Here is a 15,514-nt window from a genome sequence, read left to right on the forward strand (position 1 = left end):
CCGTGCTGGGGTCGGGCGCCCGGGCGGCCGTCGGCCGGTTCTGGGCGCCGGTGGTCACCCGGCTGGCGCGGGCGGGGGTGACCCCGGACGCGATCACGGTCACCGGCACCGTCGGCGCGATCGTCGCGGCGGTGGTGCTCGTCGCCCACGGCGTCCTGTTCTGGGGCGCGTTCACCGTCACGCTGTTCGTCCTGCTCGACATGCTCGACGGCGCGCTCGCGCGGGCCCGCGGCGGCGGGTCGGCGTTCGGCGCGGTGCTGGACTCGACCTGCGACCGCGCCGTCGACGCCGCCGTCTTCGGGGCGCTGGTGTGGTGGTACACCGGCGAGGGCGACGACCGGCTGCTCGCGCTGCTGGCGATGGTGGGGCTCGTCCTCGGCGTGCTGACCAGCTACATCAAGGCGCGGGCCGAGGGCGTCGGCATCCCGTGCGACGTCGGCCTGGTCGAGCGCACCGAGCGGCTGATCCTGGTGCTCACCGGCACCGGCCTGACCGGCCTGGGTCTGCCGTACGCCGTCGACGTGGGGCTGTGGCTGCTGGTGGTGGGCGGCGCGGTGACCGTCGCGCAGCGGGTGGCCGCCGTCCACCGCGGCGCCCGGGGGAAGTCGCTGACGCCGTCGGCGCCGGCCCCGTGAGCGGCCTCCAGGCGCGGGCGGCCGCGCGGGCCACGGACCTCGGCTACGCCGCGGGCTGGCAGGCGGTGCAGTGGCTGCCCGAGCCGGTGGCCCGCGGCGCGTTCGACGCGGTGGCCCGCTTCGCCGCCGGCCGCGAGGGCCGGGGTACCCGACAGCTGCGGGCCAACCTGCGCGTGGCCACCGGCGGCAAGCTCGCCGAGGACGAGCTCGACGCGCTCACCGCCCGCGCGCTGCGCTCCTACGCCCGCTACTGGCAGGAGGCCTTCCGGCTGCCCCGCCTGGGCACCGCGCGGGTGCTGCGCGACACCGTCGTCCCCGGGATCGACCACCTCGCCCGCGCCCGCGCGCAGGGCCGGCCGGTGATCCTGGCGCTGCCGCACAGCGGCAACTGGGACGCGGCCGGGGTGTGGTTCCTCGACTGGCTCGGCGAGCCGTTCATGACCGTCGCCGAGCGGCTGCGGCCGGAGTCGCTGTACGAGCGGTTCCTCGCCTACCGGGAGACCCTCGGCATGCGGGTGGTGCCCCTGACCGGCGGGGAGCGGCCGAGCTCGGCGGTGCTGCGTGAGTGGCTGGAGGCCGGGCGCTCGGTGTGCCTGCTGGTCGACCGCGACCTCGGCTCCGGCGGCGTCCCCGTGGAGTTCTTCGGCCGGCCGGCCACCATGCCCGGCGGTCCCGCGCTGCTGGCCGCGCAGACCGGCGCCTCGCTGCACCCGGTCACCTGCCGGTTCAGCGAGCGCGGGTGGGTGCTGCAGGTCGGCGAGGAGGTGCCGCTCGACGGCGGGACCCGGCTGAGGGACCGGGTGGCGACGGCGATGCAGGGCGTGGCCGACGCGTTCACCGCTGACATCGCGCGGCAGCCGGAGGACTGGCACGTGCTCGGGCGTGTCTGGGCCGACGTGCCGCCCGACCCGCCGGCGGGGGAGCGTCGCTGATGCGGATCGGCCTGGTCTGCCCCTACCAGTGGGACGTGCCCGGGGGCGTCCAGTACCACGTGCGCGACCTCGCCGAGACGCTGCGCGGGCTCGGCCACCACGTCGAGGTGCTCACCCCGGCCGAGCACGAGGAGTCGCTCACCGACCCCTGGCTCACCTGGGCCGGGCGCACCGTGCCGATCCCCTACAACGGCTCGATGGCCAGCGTGCAGTTCGGGCCGGTGTCCGCGGCGCGGGTGCGCCGCTGGCTGCGCGAGGGCCACTTCGACGTCGTCCACGTGCACGACCCGGCGCCACCGTCGATCGGCCTGCTGGTCTGCATGATCGCCACCGGCCCGATCGTGGCCACCTTCCACGCCGCCACCGTGCGGTCGAAGTGGCTGGCCGCCTGGGGCCCGGTCGTGCGCCCGTGGCTGGAGAGGATCACCGGCCGGATCGCCGTCTCCGACTTCGCCCGGCGCGTGCAGGTCGAGCACCTCGGCGGCGACGCGGTGATCATCCCCAACGGCGTCCACGTGGGGTTCTTCGCCGAGGGGCCGACCCTGCCCGGGGCCGCGCGCGGCGTCGACGGGCCGACGATCGGCTTCCTCGGCCGCTACGACGAGCCGCGCAAGGGCCTGCCGGTGCTGCTGGAGGCGATGCGGACCGTCGTCCGCGAGCACCCCGGCGCCCGGCTGCTGGTGGCCGGCCGCGGCGACCCCGACGCCCTGCGGGACGCGGTGGCGGAGGACCTGCGCCCGCACGTGGCCCTGCTCGGCGAGCTCCCCGAGGCCGACAAGGCGGCGTTCCTGCGCTCGGTGGACGTCTACTGCGCGCCCAACCTGCTCGGGGAGTCCTTCGGCGTGGTGCTCATCGAGGCCATGGCCGCGGGTGCGCCCATCGTGGCCAGCGACCTCGACGCGTTCGCGCGGGTGCTCGAGGACGGCGCGGCCGGGGTGCTGGTGCGCCGCGGGGACGGCGCGGCGCTGGCGCGGGCGCTGTCGGACCTGCTCGCCGACCCCGCCCGGCGCGCGGCGCTGTCGGCCACCGGGAGCGAGGTGGCCGCGGGTTACGACTGGCAGGTGGTGGCCCGCCGGGTGCTCGCCGTCTACGAGACCGTGGTGCTCCCCGGCGCAGGGGAGGTCACGGCCGGCGACGACGAGGCGTGGCCGCAGGTGACGGGCGCCACCGACGGGGTGCTCCCCTCCCTGCTGAGGCGCGTCCGCCGCTAGCGTTGGCCGACGTGACGCCCGGCGCCTGGTTGCTCGTCGCCGCGGTCGTCGTCGTCCTCCTCCTGGCCTGGACCGCCTGGACGCTCACCCGGCTGCGGCGGCTGGAGGCCCGCGTCGCCCGCGCGCGGGCGGTGCTCGAGGACCGGCTGCGCGCCCGCGCCGCCCTGGCCGAGGACCTGTCCTCCGGGTACAGCGCCGCGCTCGGTGAGGACCGCGCGACCCGGCTGAAGACCGCCGCCTACGAGGCGCGCCGGACCCCGGCCGGCGACCGGGAGCTGGCCGAGAACGCCCTGGGCCGGGAGCTGCGCGCCCTCCCGGCGGAGCTGCCGGGGGTCCCCGCGGAGCTGCTCGCCGAGCTGGCCGAGGCCGAGGCCCGCATGGCCCTGGCCCGGCGCTTCTACAACGACGCCGTCCGGGACACCGCGCTGCTGCGGCAGCGCCGGCTGCCCCGGCTGCTGCGGCTGCACGCCGACCGGCCGCTGCCGCGCTTCTTCGACGTCGAGGACGGCCTGGACGCCGTCCCGACCGGCGCCGGGACGCCCCGCGCCTGAGCGCCCGCGGTGGACGACCGCATGACCACGGGGCAGGACGAGGCCGGGGACGCGCGTCCCGCCGCGGGCCCGGAGCGGGAGCGGCCGGCGGGCCGGCGGCTGCGCGGTGTCGACCTCGCCCGCGGGCTCGCCGTCCTCGGCATGTTCGGCGCGCACCTCGGCGACACCGGCGACCTCGGCTGGGACCCGGCCACCTGGCGCGCGGTGGTCGACGGTCGCTCGTCGATCCTGTTCGCCACGCTGGCCGGGGTGTCCATCGCGCTGCTGTCCGGGGGACGCACCCCGCCCGCGGACGAGGAGCTCGCGCGGGCCCGGACCCGGGTCCTCGTCCGCGCCGCCTGGGTGTTCGCCATCGGCGGCGTCCTGGAGCTGCTGGACACCTTCGTCGCGATCATCCTCGGCGTCTACGCGGTCCTGTTCGTGCTCGCGCTGCCGTTCCTGCGCTGGTCCCCGGCGCGGCTGCTGGCCGCCGCGGCCGTCGTCGCCCTGGCCGGGCCGCCGCTCACGCTCGCGGCCGGGCGGTACGCCACCGGGCAGGGCGAGGAGGACGGCGCGTTCGCCTTCCTGCTGTTCACCGGCCACTACCCGGCGGCGGTGTGGCTCGCCTTCGTGCTCGTGGGGCTCGCGGTGGGGCGGCTGGACCTCGGCGCCGCCCGGGTGCGCGCGGGCCTGGTCGCCGGCGGGGCGGTCACGGCGGTGCTCGGCTACCTCGGCGGCCGGCTGACCACCCGGGCGTTCGCGCCGGGGGAGCGGCCGGCCGGGATCGAGGAGGGCTTCGGCGCCGCCGGCGGCTGGGACCCGGCCTGGTTCGCCGGCGCCGAGCCGCACAGCAGCACGCCGTTCGAGGTGGTCGGGTCCGGCGGGGTCGCCGTCGCGGTCCTCGGGGTGTGCCTGGTCGTCGCCGACCTGCTGCCGCGGCTGACCCACCCGGTCGTCTCGGTGGGTGCGCTGGCGCTGTCGGTCTACACCGCCCAGATCGTCGCCATCGCCGTACTCGACGTCGAGCACGGGCAGGACTGGGGGCTGTGGGCGCGCTTCAGCCTGACCGCCCTGCTGCTGGCGTCGGCGTGGCGCTCCCGGCTGGGTCGCGGACCGCTGGAGGGGTTGCTCGCCTGGAGCTCGCGGCGGGCGGCCGGCTTCTGAGGTGGGAACGGGCACCGGCGCGCCGCCGGTAGGATCGACCGGTGCGTCCGGGCGCCGGTGCCGGGCGCCGGGACGAGGGAGGACAGTCGTGAGCGGCCATTCCAAGTGGGCGACCACCAAGCACAAGAAGGCCGCGATCGACGCCAAGCGCGGCAAGCTGTTCGCCAAGCTGATCAAGAACATCGAGGTCGCCGCCCGGACCGGTGGCGGTGACCCGGCGGGCAACCCGACGCTCTACGACGCCATCCAGAAGGCGAAGAAGTCCTCGGTCCCCAACGACAACATCGACCGCGCGGTCAAGCGCGGCTCGGGCGCCGAGGCCGGTGGCGTCGAGTACCAGTCGATCACCTACGAGGGCTACGCCTCCGGCGGCGTCGCCGTGCTCGTCGAGTGCCTCACCGACAACCGCAACCGGTCGGCCTCCGAGGTGCGCACCGCGATGACCCGCAACGGCGGCTCGATGGCCGATCCCGGCTCGGTGTCCTACCTGTTCACGCGCAAGGGCGTCATCGTCGTCCCGCAGGCCGAGGGCGTCGACGAGGACACCGTCCTCGTGGCGGTCCTCGACGCCGGCGCCGAGGAGGTCCGTGACCTCGGCGACACCTTCGAGGTCGTCTGCGAGCCCGGTGACCTGGTCGCCGTCCGCACCGCGCTGCAGGACGCCGGCATCGACTACGACTCGGCCGAGGCCGGGTTCGTGCCCAGCGTCACCGTCGAGCTCGACGAGGAGGGCGCCGGCAAGGTGTTCCGCCTCATCGACGCGCTCGAGGACCTCGACGACGTCCAGAACGTCTACGCCAACTACGACGTCTCCGACGAGGTGCTCGAGAAGGTCGGCTGAGGCGCCACCGGCGCACCGGCCGCCCCGGACACCACACCGGCAGCGGCCCGATCCGGTCCGCCGGCCCCGGCACGGGGTGACGCGCCGCCTCCCGGGGCGCCCGGCGGACGCGGGTGGGCTCGGCGGGGTCGCGCCGCCCACCCCCCCGGCGCCGCGGCGACGGTCCGCCCGCCGGCGGTCCCGGCCGTGCCGGCCGACCGCGACCCGGTGGGGCGCCGCGCGCCGGTGGGCCCGGTGCCGCGGGGACCGCCGCGCCGGAGCCCGCCCGCCGCCCTGCCGCTGGACGTCGACACCGGCGGCTCCGCCCGGGTGGCCGGACCCGGGCGCGGCGCCGCTGGTGGCCGCCGGGGTCGGCTGAGCGCCCGCGTGTCGCTCCCCGGACCGTGCCGCGTGTTGCGTCCCGGGGCCGTCGTCGGGGACGGTTACGGTTGCGGTCGAACACGCGTTCGGTGAGAGGGGGAGCGGGCATGCGGGTGCTCGGCATCGACCCGGGGCTGACCCGGTGCGGCTGGGGTGTGGTCGACGGCCGTCCCGGCGCGCGCCCGGCCGCCGTGGGCGTCGGCGTGATCCGCAGCTCCGCGGACCTGGACCTGGAGCTGCGGCTGCTGGAGCTGCACACGCAGGTCACCGCGCTGCTGCGCGAGCACCGGCCCGACGTCGTGGCCATCGAGCGGGTGTTCACCCAGAACAACAAGGGCACCGCCACCGGGACCGCGCAGGCGGCCGGGGTCGCGGCGCTGGCCGCGGCGCAGGCCGACCGGCCGGTCGCCTGGCACACGCCCAGCGAGGTCAAGGCGGCCATCTCCGGCAACGGCCGCGCGGACAAGGAGCAGGTCACCCTCATGGTCACCCGGGTGCTGGGGCTGACGTCGGCCCCCAAGCCGGCCGACGCCGCCGACGCGCTGGCGCTGGCGGTCTGCCACGTGTGGCGCGGCCCGGCCCAGGACCGGCTGCGGGTCGCGGCGATCGCCGGCGGCATCGGCGCGCCGGTGGTGCAGCGGACGCTGCCACGCTGGCGGGGGGTGTCCCGGTGATCGCCTCGGTGAGCGGCCGGGTCGCCGCGGTCGGCCCCGAGGGCGCGGTCGTCGAGGTCGGCGGCATCGGCCTGGCCGTGCAGTGCACGCCCGGCACCATCGCCCGGCTCGCGGTGGGGGAGGACGCCCGCCTGGCCACCAGCCTGGTCGTGCGCGAGGACTCCCTCACCCTCTACGGCTTCGCCGACGACGACGAGCGGCAGCTGTTCGAGCTGCTGCAGACCGCCAACGGCGTCGGCCCGCGGCTGGCGCAGGCGGTGCTGGCCATCCACCCGCCGCGCGAGGTCCGGCGCGCGGTGTCCACGGCCGACGTCAAGGCGCTCATGCAGGTGCCCGGCATCGGCAAGAAGGGCGCCGAGCGGCTGATCCTCGAGCTGCGCGACCGGCTCGGCGCCACCACCACCGACACCCAGCTGGACGGCCCCGCCCCGGCCGGCCTCGCGCCGGTCACCCCGGTGGCACCCTGGCGCGACCAGCTGTCCTCGGCCCTGGTCGGGCTCGGCTGGTCCACCAAGGAGGCCGAGACCGCGCTCACCGCCCTCGCCCCGGTCGCCGACGAGCAGCTCACCGGCACCGGCCGGGTCGACGTCGCGCTGCTGCTGCGCCAGGCGCTGCAGCTGCTGGGCCGGTCGTGAGCGCCCCGTTCGACCGGTCGCTGACCGGCGAGGTGGAATCCGGCATCAGCCGCGACTTCGCCGTCTCCCCGCAGGCCGGGGACGAGGAGCGGGTGGTCGAGTCCGCGCTGCGGCCGCACTCGCTCACCGACTTCATCGGCCAGCCCAAGGTCGCCCGCCAGCTCGCGCTGGTCCTCGAGGGCGCCAAGCGCCGGGGCCGCCCGCCGGACCACGTGCTGCTGTCCGGCCCGCCCGGGCTCGGCAAGACCAGCCTCGCGCTGATCATCGGCTCGGAGCTCGGCACCTCGGTCAAGATCACCAGCGGCCCGGCGATCGAGCGCTCCGGCGACCTCGCCGCGATGCTGTCCAACCTCGGCCCCGGCGACGTGCTGTTCATCGACGAGATCCACCGCATCGCGCGGCCCGCCGAGGAACTGCTGTACATGGCAATGGAGGACTTCCGGGTCGACGTCGTCGTCGGCAAGGGGCCCGGCGCCACCGCGATCCCGCTGGAGATCAACCCGTTCACCCTGGTCGGCGCCACCACCCGCGCCGGGCTGCTGACCGGGCCGCTGCGCGACCGGTTCGGCTTCGTCGGGCAGATGGAGTTCTACGAGCCGGCCGAGCTGCAGCAGGTGCTCGCCCGCAGCGCCGACCTGCTCGGCGTCGAGCTCACCGACGACGGCTCGGCCGAGATCGCCGGCCGCTCCCGCGGGACGCCGCGCATCGCCAACCGGCTGCTGCGCCGGGTGCGCGACTACGCCGAGGTCGAGGCCGACGGCCGGGTCACCCGTGCCGTGGCGCAGGCCGCGCTGGCGCTCTACGACGTCGACGACCTGGGGCTGGACCGGCTGGACCGGGCGGTGCTCGAGGCGCTGGTCGTGCGCTTCTCCGGCGGCCCGGTCGGCGTCTCCACGCTGGCGGTCGCGGTGGGGGAGGAGCCCACCACCGTCGAGGAGGTGTGCGAGCCCTTCCTCGTCCGCGCCGGCCTGCTCGCCCGCACCCCCCGCGGGCGGGTGGCCACCGAGGCGGCCTGGCGGCACCTCGGCCACCCGGTGCCGCGCGGCGGCATCCCCCTCGGGGGTGTCACAGCCGTCCCGCGTGACCCGGGCGCGTCGTCGGAACCGCTCTTCGACGCCTAGACTCATCGGCGCTGGCGCGCAACTCGGCCCTCCCCGGGCCGACCGGTCCCGGCCGTGCGATCCCGTGTCGGCGCGGACGGTGCCCCGCGCGCCACGACCGACGTACCCGAGCGGTCCCGACCCGGGCCGCACCGACCGCGTGCAGCCGGCGCGGTAGAGAGGCACTCCCGTCGTGGAACTGTTCCCCCTGCTCCTGCTCGTCCTGGCGTTCGTGGCGCTGGTCGTGCTCCCCGCGCGGGCCCGCAAGCGCCAGCAGACCCAGACCCAGTCGGCGCTGGCGATCGGCGTGCCGGTCACCATGGCCGGCGGCGTGTACGGCACGGTGGCCGGTCTCGACGACCCGGCCACCATCCAGGTCCAGATCGCCCCGGGCGTCGTCGTGACCTACGCCCGGCAGGCGGTCCTCCAGGTCCGCCCGGTGGCCGGCGAGGTGCCCGGCCCGGTGGTGTCGGGGGAGACCGTGGTCGAGCCCGCCCCGGACGAGACCACGCCCCGGGACGACCGGCCGGGCGACGGCTCCACCGGCAAGACCCTCTGACGGAGGACCCGTGGCCAACCGCGCCCTGCCGGCACGCCGCTACTTCGGTGCGCTGGTCCTGATCGTGGCCGTCATGTACGGCCTGATCTTCCTCACCGGCTCCGACCGCACCCCCCAGCTCGGCCTGGACCTCCGCGGCGGGACCACGGTCACGCTGACCGCGCGCACGCCCGACGGGCAGGCGCCGGCACCCGAGGACCTCGAGCTCGCCCGCCAGATCATCGAGCAGCGGGTCAACGGCCTCGGCGTCGCCGAGGCCGAGGTGGTCACCGAGGGCGACGCCAACATCGTCATCTCGGTGCCCGGCGACGACGGCGAGCAGGCCCGCGAGCTCGGCCAGACCGCCCAGCTGCGCTTCCGCCCGGTGGTCACCGGCCCCGAGGCGGCCGCGCCCGCCGAGAGCACCGACGGCGCGACGCCGAGCGACTCCGCCACGCCGACCGACGGCGCCACGCCGACCGACGGCGCCACGCCGACGGACTCCGCGGCGCCCACCGACAGCGCGGCGCCGACCGACGCCGCCACCCCGACCGACGCCGCGACGACGGACTCCGCCACCCCGAGCGACGGCGCGGTGAGCGACCCCGCGCTCGACCCGGACCGGCCCGCGGTGACCCAGGAGGAGGCCGCGGCGCAGTACGCGACGCTGACCTGCGCCCCCGAGGACACCACCAGCGAGGTCGCCCGCCCCGACGACTACGTCGCCGCGTGCAGCGAGGACGGCACGCAGAAGTACCTGCTCGGCCCGACGATCATCGAGGGCACCGAGATCGCCGACGCCAGCGCCGGCACGCAGCAGACCACCGGCGAGTGGGTCGTGCTGCTGGACTTCAACTCGGAGGGCCGCGCCACCTGGGCGGAGTACACCGCCGCCAACGTCGGCACCAACGTCGCCTTCACCCTCGACGGCCGCGTCGTCTCCGCGCCCACCATCCAGGGCGCCATCAACGGCCAGACGACGATCACCGGCTCGTTCGACCAGGCCGGCGCCGAGGAGCTGGCCAACCAGCTGCGCTACGGCGCGCTGCCGCTGACCTTCGAGCAGGCCACCGCCCAGTCGATCTCCACCGAGCTCGGTGCCGAGCAGCTGAAGGCCGGGCTCATCGCCGGCGCCATCGGCATCGCGCTGGTGTTCGTCTACGCGCTGGTCTACTACCGGCTGCTGGGCCTGGTCATGATCGTCAGCCTGCTGCTGTCGGCGGTCGTGGTCTACGCCAGCCTCGTGCTGCTGGGCCGGGAGATCGGGTTCACGCTGAGCCTCGCCGGCATCGCCGGGTTCATCGTCTCGATCGGCATCACGGCGGACTCGTTCGTCGTCTACTTCGAGCGCCTCAAGGACGAGATCCGCGAGGGCCGGACGCTGCGCTCGGCGGTGCCGCGCGCCTGGGTCCGCGCCCGCCGCACGATCCTCTCGGCCGACGCGGTCAGCTTCCTCGCCGCGGCCATCCTCTACTGGCTGGCCATCGGCGACGTGAAGGGCTTCGCGTTCACCCTCGGCCTGTCCACGGTCCTGGACCTGGTCGTCGTCTTCCTCTTCACCCACCCGCTGATGGCCGTGCTCGCCCGGTTCCGGTCGTTCGGCTCGAGCCGGTTCTCGGGCCTCGGCCAGGTCGACCGGTCCCTGCGCTCGGCCGCCCCGGCCGTGCGCGCGGAGCGCGAACTGGTCGGCGCCGGGTCGGGTGCCCGCGCGTCGCAGGACAGGAGCAGGGCATGAGCGGCCGCAGGGACGACACCGGGCAGGACACCCCGGTGCCGGTGGGCACCGAGGCCGACGAGGCCCGCGCGGCCGGCGCGGCGGCGGCCGAGGAGGCCGCCGCGGCCGCCGACGACGCCGCGCTCGCCGACGCCGGCCTGCCCGCGGAGGGCAGCGCGGCCCGCCGCGCCGGGCGGCGGGCCTCCCTGGCGCACCGGCTCTACAACGGCGAGGCCGGCCTCGACGTCGTCGGCCGCAGCCGGCTCATCTACAAGGTCACCGCGGTGATCGTGCTGGTCTGCATCGCCTCGATGGTGTTCCGCGGCTTCAACTTCGGCATCGACTTCGCCGGCGGCAACAGCTTCCGGCTGCCCGGCGGCGCGGAGCAGTTGGAGCAGGTGCGCGAGGCCGCCACCGACGCCGGCGCCGACGTCGCCTCGGCGCAGGTGGTCGGCGGCGACGAGATCCTGCTGCGCACCGGCGCGCTGGACAACGAGGGCGAGCGGGCGGTCGTCGAGGCGGTGTCGGACGCCGCCGGCGTGGACGCGGGCGCCGTCAGCCCCGAGTCGGTGAGCGCCGAGTGGGGCCAGGACATCACCGACCAGGCGCTCATCGCGCTGGCGGTGTTCCTCGCCGCGGTCATCGCGTTCCTGGCCATCCGGTTCCAGCCGAAGATGGCCGTCGGCGCGATCGCCGCGCTGCTGCACGACCTCGTGGTCACCGCGGGCGTCTACTCGCTCGTCGGCTTCGAGGTCACGCCGTCGACGATCATCGGCCTGCTGACCATCCTCGGGTTCTCCCTCTACGACACCGTCGTCGTCTTCGACAAGGTCGACGAGAACACCCGCGGCCTGGCGCAGAGCGCGCGCATGACCTGGGGCGAGGCGGCCAACCTCGCGGTCAACCAGACCCTCATGCGTTCGATCAACACCTCGGTGATCGCGCTGCTGCCGGTGGCCGGGCTGCTGTTCGTCGGGGCGGGCCTGCTCGGCGTCGGCACGCTCAAGGACCTCGCGCTGGTGCTGTTCGTCGGTCTCGCGGCGGGCGCCTACTCGTCGATCTTCCTGGCCACGCCGATCGTCGCCGACCTCAAGGAGCGCGAGCCCGAGGTGGTCGCGCTGCGCAAGCGGGTGCTCGCCCGCCGGTCGGCCGCCGCCCGCCAGGGCGCCCGCGCCGCGGCCGGGCCGGTCGCCAGCGCCCGCCGGGCCCGCGGCGGCGCCCCCCGCGGCGGGGTGGCCCTCGCCGAGCGGGACGCCGGGTCGCTGGGCCCGGCGGAGGCCGACGTCGTCGTCGAGTCGCCGGCCTCGGTCGGTCCCGACGCCGGCCGGCCGCGCGGCGCCACCGCGGCGCCGCGCCCGGGCGTCCGGCCGCAGCGGCCGGGCGGGGCGAAGAAGCGCCGGTGAGCACCGCCGAGGCGCTGCCGCCCCTCGACGAGCTCATCGCCTCGCTGGCCGTCGACGTCCCGGACTTCCCCGAGCCCGGGGTCGTCTTCCGCGACCTCACGCCGGTGTTCGCCGACGGCCCGGCCTTCCGCCGCATGGTGGAGGGCCTGGCCGCGCCGGTGCTGGTGGACCCGCGGGCGGCGGCGGTCGCGCACACCGACGACGGCCGCCCCGGCGACCCGGGCTTCGACGTCGTGGTCGGCGTCGAGGCCCGCGGGTTCCTGCTGGCCGCGGCGGTCGCGCTGCACGCCGGCGTCGGCGTCGTGCCGGTGCGCAAGGCCGGCAAGCTGCCCCGGGAGCGGATCGCCGCCGAGTACGTGCTCGAGTACGGCACCGCGACCGTGGAGATGCACACCGACTCGCTCCGCCGCGGGCAGCGGGTGCTGCTGGTCGACGACGTGCTCGCCACCGGCGGCACGCTGGCGGCCTCCGTCGCGCTGGTCGAGGAGCTCGGCGGTGTGGTGACCGCGGTGTCGGTGGTCGTCGAGCTGGCCGCCCTCGGCGGCCGCGAGCGCCTCGCCCCGCACGCCGTGCACACCCTCTGGACCACCTGAGGAGGGCCCCGGCCCGGTGGCGCCGCGCCCCTGGCGGGCGCGGCTAGCATGGTGCCGGTCGTTCCTCCTCAGTCTCCGCAGGAGTCGCCGTGGCACCCGACGCGCCCGCCACCCCCGTGGCTGGCGCGCGGCCCGAGGAGGACCCGGCCCCGCCGCAGGACCAGCGCGCCCCGCTGCCGTCCCGGCCGCTGGTCCGCCGGCCCGACGACGTCGGCAGCGAGCCGCCGGAGGAGGGCGCCCCCGCCCGCCCGCGCCGGGTGCGCGACCGGCTGGCCCGCCGCATCGTCGCCGGCCAGCGCAGCGAGGTCCGCCCGGTGCTCGAGCCGCTGGCCGCGCTGCACCGGCAGAGCCACCCCAAGGCCGACCTCGCGCTGCTGCAGCGGGCCTACGACGTCGCCGAGGCCGCGCACGCCACCCAGAAGCGCAAGAGCGGCGACCCCTACATCACCCACCCGCTGGCCGTGGCCACCGTGCTCGCCGGGCTCGGGATGGACACCACGACGCTGGTCGCCGCGCTGCTGCACGACACCGTCGAGGACACCGGCAAGACCCTGGAGGCCATCAGCGCGGACTTCGGCCCCGAGGTCGCCCACCTCGTCGACGGCGTCACCAAGATCGACAAGGTGAAGCTGGGCGACGCCGCCCAGGCCGAGACGATCCGCAAGATGATCGTCGCGATGGCCCGCGACCCCCGGGTGCTGGTCATCAAGCTCGCCGACCGGCTGCACAACATGCGCACGCTGCGCTTCCTCCCGCCGGAGAAGCAGGAGAAGAAGGCGCGCGAGACGCTGGAGATCCTCGCCCCGCTGGCCCACCGCCTGGGCATGAACACGATCAAGTGGGAGCTCGAGGACCTCGCGTTCGCCACGCTCTACCCCAAGCGCTACGACGAGATCGTGAGGCTGGTCGCCGAGCGGGCGCCCTCCCGCGACACCTACCTCGCGGAGGTGACCGCGGCGGTCACCGAGCAGCTCAAGGCGGCCGGCATCCAGGCCGTCGTCACCGGCCGGCCCAAGCACTACTACTCGATCTACCAGAAGATGATCGTCCGCGGCCGGGACTTCACCGACATCTGGGACCTGGTCGGCATCCGGATCCTGGTGGACACCGTCCGCGACTGCTACGCGGCGCTGGGCATCATGCACGCGCACTGGCAGCCGGTGCCCGGGCGCTTCAAGGACTTCGTCGCGATGCCGAAGTTCAACATGTACCAGTCGCTGCACACGACGGTCATCGGGCCGCAGGGCAAGCCGGTCGAGCTGCAGATCCGCACGCACGACATGCACCGCACCGCCGAGTACGGCATCGCCGCGCACTGGAAGTACAAGGAGAAGGCGCGACAGGGCGGCAAGCCCGGCCCGGGGGAGTTCGGCGCCGCGAAGGCCGGCACGCCCGACGACATGCTGTGGCTGCGCCAGCTGCTGGACTGGCAGCGCGAGGCCCAGGAGCCCGGCGAGTTCCTCGAGACCCTGCGCTACGACCTCGGTCCGCAGGAGGTCTTCGTCTTCACGCCCAAGGGCGACGTCATGAGCCTGCCCGGCGGGTCGACGCCGGTGGACTTCGCCTACGCGGTGCACACCGAGGTCGGCCACCGCTGCATCGGCGCCCGGGTCAACGGCACGCTGGTCAGCCTGGACAGCAAGCTGTCCAACGGCGACGTCGTCGAGATCTTCACCTCCCGCTCGCCCACGGCCGGTCCCTCGAAGGACTGGCTGTCCTTCGTCGGTTCCTCCCGCGCGCGGACCAAGATCCGGCAGTGGTTCACCAAGGAGCGCCGCGACGACGCCGTCGAGGCCGGCAAGGAGGCCCTGACCCGCGCCATGCGCAAGGCGGGCCTGCCGCTGCAGCGGCTGCTCGGCGGCGAGGCGCTGGTCACGCTGGCCAAGGACCTCCGCTACGCCGACGTCACCGCGCTGTACGCGGCGGTGGGGGAGAACCAGATCTCCGCAGCGTCGGTGGTCGACAAGCTGATCACCGCGCTCGGCGGCGCCGAGGGCGCGGTCGAGGACATCGCCGAGACCGCGATCCCCACCCGGCGGCCGCTGCACCGGCGGCCGGCCAGCGGCGACCCCGGGATCGTCGTCCACGGGATGAGCGACGTCTGGGCCAAGCTCGCCAAGTGCTGCACCCCGGTGCCCGGCGACGACGTCCTCGGCTTCGTCACCCGCGGCGGCGGCGTGAGCGTGCACCGCACCGACTGCACCAACGCCGCGGACCTGCGGCGCAAGAGCGAGCGGCTGGTCGAGGTCGAGTGGGCCAGCCAGCCCGGCTCGGTGTTCCTCGTCTCGATCCAGGTCGAGGCGCTGGACCGGCACCGGCTGCTGTCCGACGTCACCAAGGCGCTGGCCGACGAGCGGGTCAACATCCTGTCGGCGTCGGTGCAGACCAGCCGCGACCGGGTGGCGGTCAGCCGGTTCACCTTCGAGCTGGCCGACCCCGCGCACCTGGGCGCGGTGCTGCAGACGGTGCGCAACGTCGAGGGCGTCTTCGACGTCGAGCGCGTCACAGCCTGAACGCCACCACCGCGTACAGCGGGTCCCCGGCGCCGGGCGGGGTGCGCAGCGACACCTCCGGCTCGGTGAAGGCGCCCGCGCGTCGCACCAGCTCGGCGACCAGCGCGCCGTGCTGCTCGTCGGTCGTGGCCAGCCAGCCGTGCACGGCCTTGGTGGGGAAGCAGCGGTTCGAGAAGGTGACCACCAGCGGCCCGCCCGGGCGCAGCACCCGCCCGGCCTCGGCGAGCACCTCGATCGGCCGGGTCAGGTAGTCGATCGACACGCAGCACACCGCGGCGTCGACGTCCCCGTCGGGCAGCGGCAGCCGCGGGTCGGCGTTGAGGTCCTGCACCACCCGCTCGGTGGCCGCGGGGTTGGCGGCGAGCTCGCGGGCGTTCATGCCGAGCACCACCAGCTCGGCCGGCGGGGTGCGGAAGTGCGAGACCCACGAGGACATGAGGTCCAGCACCCGGCGGGGGACCGGCGCCGAGCCGTCGATGCCGAGCTCCGCGTAGAGGTCGCCGACCGCGGCGATCGCGGCGTCGTCGATGTGGGTGACCAGCCGCGGCGGGCCGTAGAACTCCGCGTCGGGCCGCTCGTCGTGGCGCGCGAAGAACCCGGGCGGGAACCCCGCGTAGGCATCAGGTCGGGCGGTCACCGCCACGAGTGTGCCCTCCGGCCCCGTCCCGGGC

15 protein-coding genes are annotated in these 15,514 nt (G+C 75.8%); 14 read left to right on the forward strand and 1 reads right to left on the reverse strand.

The features are described from left to right. The first annotated feature begins 2 nt into the window (after positions 1-2). The 14 genes from pgsA to ACI8AB_RS14890 all read left to right on the forward strand — a co-directional run bounded on the left by pgsA (position 3) and on the right by ACI8AB_RS14890 (position 14,843). Positions 3-635 (forward strand): phosphatidylinositol phosphate synthase, encoded by a 633-nt coding sequence (gene pgsA / locus ACI8AB_RS14825; protein ID WP_456950721.1) that lies wholly within the window; start codon positions 3-5, stop codon positions 633-635. Then, the gene (locus ACI8AB_RS14830) at positions 632-1,567 is read left to right on the forward strand and encodes a phosphatidylinositol mannoside acyltransferase (protein WP_456950722.1); all 936 of its coding nucleotides are present in this window, start codon (positions 632-634) and stop codon (positions 1,565-1,567) included. The genes pgsA and ACI8AB_RS14830 overlap by 4 nt, the downstream gene beginning before the upstream one ends. Beyond that, positions 1,567-2,778, forward strand: coding sequence for a glycosyltransferase family 4 protein (locus ACI8AB_RS14835; RefSeq protein ID WP_456950723.1), 1,212 nt, complete (start codon positions 1,567-1,569; stop codon positions 2,776-2,778). The genes ACI8AB_RS14830 and ACI8AB_RS14835 overlap by 1 nt, the downstream gene beginning before the upstream one ends. An 11-nt stretch (positions 2,779-2,789) precedes the next feature. Beyond that, positions 2,790-3,329 carry a hypothetical protein gene (locus ACI8AB_RS14840; RefSeq protein WP_456950724.1) on the forward strand — a complete coding sequence of 180 codons (540 nt, stop codon included), beginning with the start codon at positions 2,790-2,792 and terminating at the stop codon, positions 3,327-3,329. A 21-nt stretch (positions 3,330-3,350) separates the two neighbouring features. Then, entirely contained in the window at positions 3,351-4,472 is a 1,122-nt protein-coding gene (locus ACI8AB_RS14845) for a heparan-alpha-glucosaminide N-acetyltransferase domain-containing protein (protein ID WP_456950725.1), read from the forward strand. A gap of 88 nt (positions 4,473-4,560) precedes the next feature. Further along, a complete protein-coding gene (locus tag ACI8AB_RS14850) occupies positions 4,561-5,313 on the forward strand; it encodes a YebC/PmpR family DNA-binding transcriptional regulator (RefSeq protein WP_456950726.1) in 753 nt (250 codons plus the stop codon). A gap of 467 nt (positions 5,314-5,780) precedes the next feature. After that, positions 5,781-6,347, forward strand: coding sequence for a crossover junction endodeoxyribonuclease RuvC (gene ruvC, locus ACI8AB_RS14855; RefSeq protein WP_387986744.1), 567 nt, complete (start codon positions 5,781-5,783; stop codon positions 6,345-6,347). Next, complete coding sequence (gene ruvA, locus ACI8AB_RS14860; RefSeq protein ID WP_456950727.1) at positions 6,344-6,982, forward strand: Holliday junction branch migration protein RuvA; 639 nt, start codon at positions 6,344-6,346, stop codon at positions 6,980-6,982. Before ruvC ends, ruvA begins: the two co-directional genes overlap by 4 nt. After that, the gene (ruvB, locus tag ACI8AB_RS14865) at positions 6,979-8,103 is read left to right on the forward strand and encodes a Holliday junction branch migration DNA helicase RuvB (protein ID WP_456902765.1); all 1,125 of its coding nucleotides are present in this window, start codon (positions 6,979-6,981) and stop codon (positions 8,101-8,103) included. The genes ruvA and ruvB overlap by 4 nt, the downstream gene beginning before the upstream one ends. 172 nt (positions 8,104-8,275) lie before the next feature. Continuing rightward, positions 8,276-8,641 carry a preprotein translocase subunit YajC gene (locus tag ACI8AB_RS14870; RefSeq protein ID WP_387986749.1) on the forward strand — a complete coding sequence of 122 codons (366 nt, stop codon included), beginning with the start codon at positions 8,276-8,278 and terminating at the stop codon, positions 8,639-8,641. A gap of 10 nt (positions 8,642-8,651) precedes the next feature. Beyond that, a complete protein-coding gene (secD, locus tag ACI8AB_RS14875; protein ID WP_456950728.1) occupies positions 8,652-10,355 on the forward strand; it encodes a protein translocase subunit SecD in 1,704 nt (567 codons plus the stop codon). Next, the gene (gene secF, locus ACI8AB_RS14880; RefSeq protein WP_456950729.1) at positions 10,352-11,737 is read left to right on the forward strand and encodes a protein translocase subunit SecF; all 1,386 of its coding nucleotides are present in this window, start codon (positions 10,352-10,354) and stop codon (positions 11,735-11,737) included. Before secD ends, secF begins: the two co-directional genes overlap by 4 nt. Beyond that, the gene (locus ACI8AB_RS14885) at positions 11,734-12,330 is read left to right on the forward strand and encodes an adenine phosphoribosyltransferase (protein ID WP_387986756.1); all 597 of its coding nucleotides are present in this window, start codon (positions 11,734-11,736) and stop codon (positions 12,328-12,330) included. The genes secF and ACI8AB_RS14885 overlap by 4 nt, the downstream gene beginning before the upstream one ends. An 89-nt stretch (positions 12,331-12,419) precedes the next feature. Then, on the forward strand, positions 12,420-14,843 hold the full coding sequence (locus ACI8AB_RS14890) for a RelA/SpoT family protein (protein ID WP_456950730.1): 2,424 nt from the start codon (positions 12,420-12,422) through the stop codon (positions 14,841-14,843). Here ACI8AB_RS14890 and ACI8AB_RS14895 read toward each other — a convergent pair. Then, positions 14,833-15,480: a class I SAM-dependent methyltransferase gene (locus ACI8AB_RS14895; RefSeq protein WP_456950731.1), complete on the reverse strand. Its 648-nt coding sequence runs from the start codon at positions 15,478-15,480 to the stop codon at positions 14,833-14,835. The two genes, ACI8AB_RS14890 and ACI8AB_RS14895, sit on opposite strands and share 11 nt — an antisense overlap. Between the last annotated feature and the right edge of the window lie 34 nt (positions 15,481-15,514).

It is taken from the genome of Geodermatophilus sp. SYSU D00698, assembly GCF_054050335.1.

What these genes read in the sequence shown, in the direction of transcription:
- ACI8AB_RS14845 (WP_456950725.1), top strand. Translation starts at nt 3,351, where the DNA reads ATGACCACGGGGCAGGACGAGGCCGGGGACGCGCGTCCCGCCGCGGGC.
- secF (WP_456950729.1), top strand. Translation starts at nt 10,352, where the DNA reads ATGAGCGGCCGCAGGGACGACACCGGGCAGGACACCCCGGTGCCGGTG.
- ACI8AB_RS14835 (WP_456950723.1), top strand. Translation starts at nt 1,567, where the DNA reads ATGCGGATCGGCCTGGTCTGCCCCTACCAGTGGGACGTGCCCGGGGGC.
- ruvC (WP_387986744.1), top strand. Translation starts at nt 5,781, where the DNA reads ATGCGGGTGCTCGGCATCGACCCGGGGCTGACCCGGTGCGGCTGGGGT.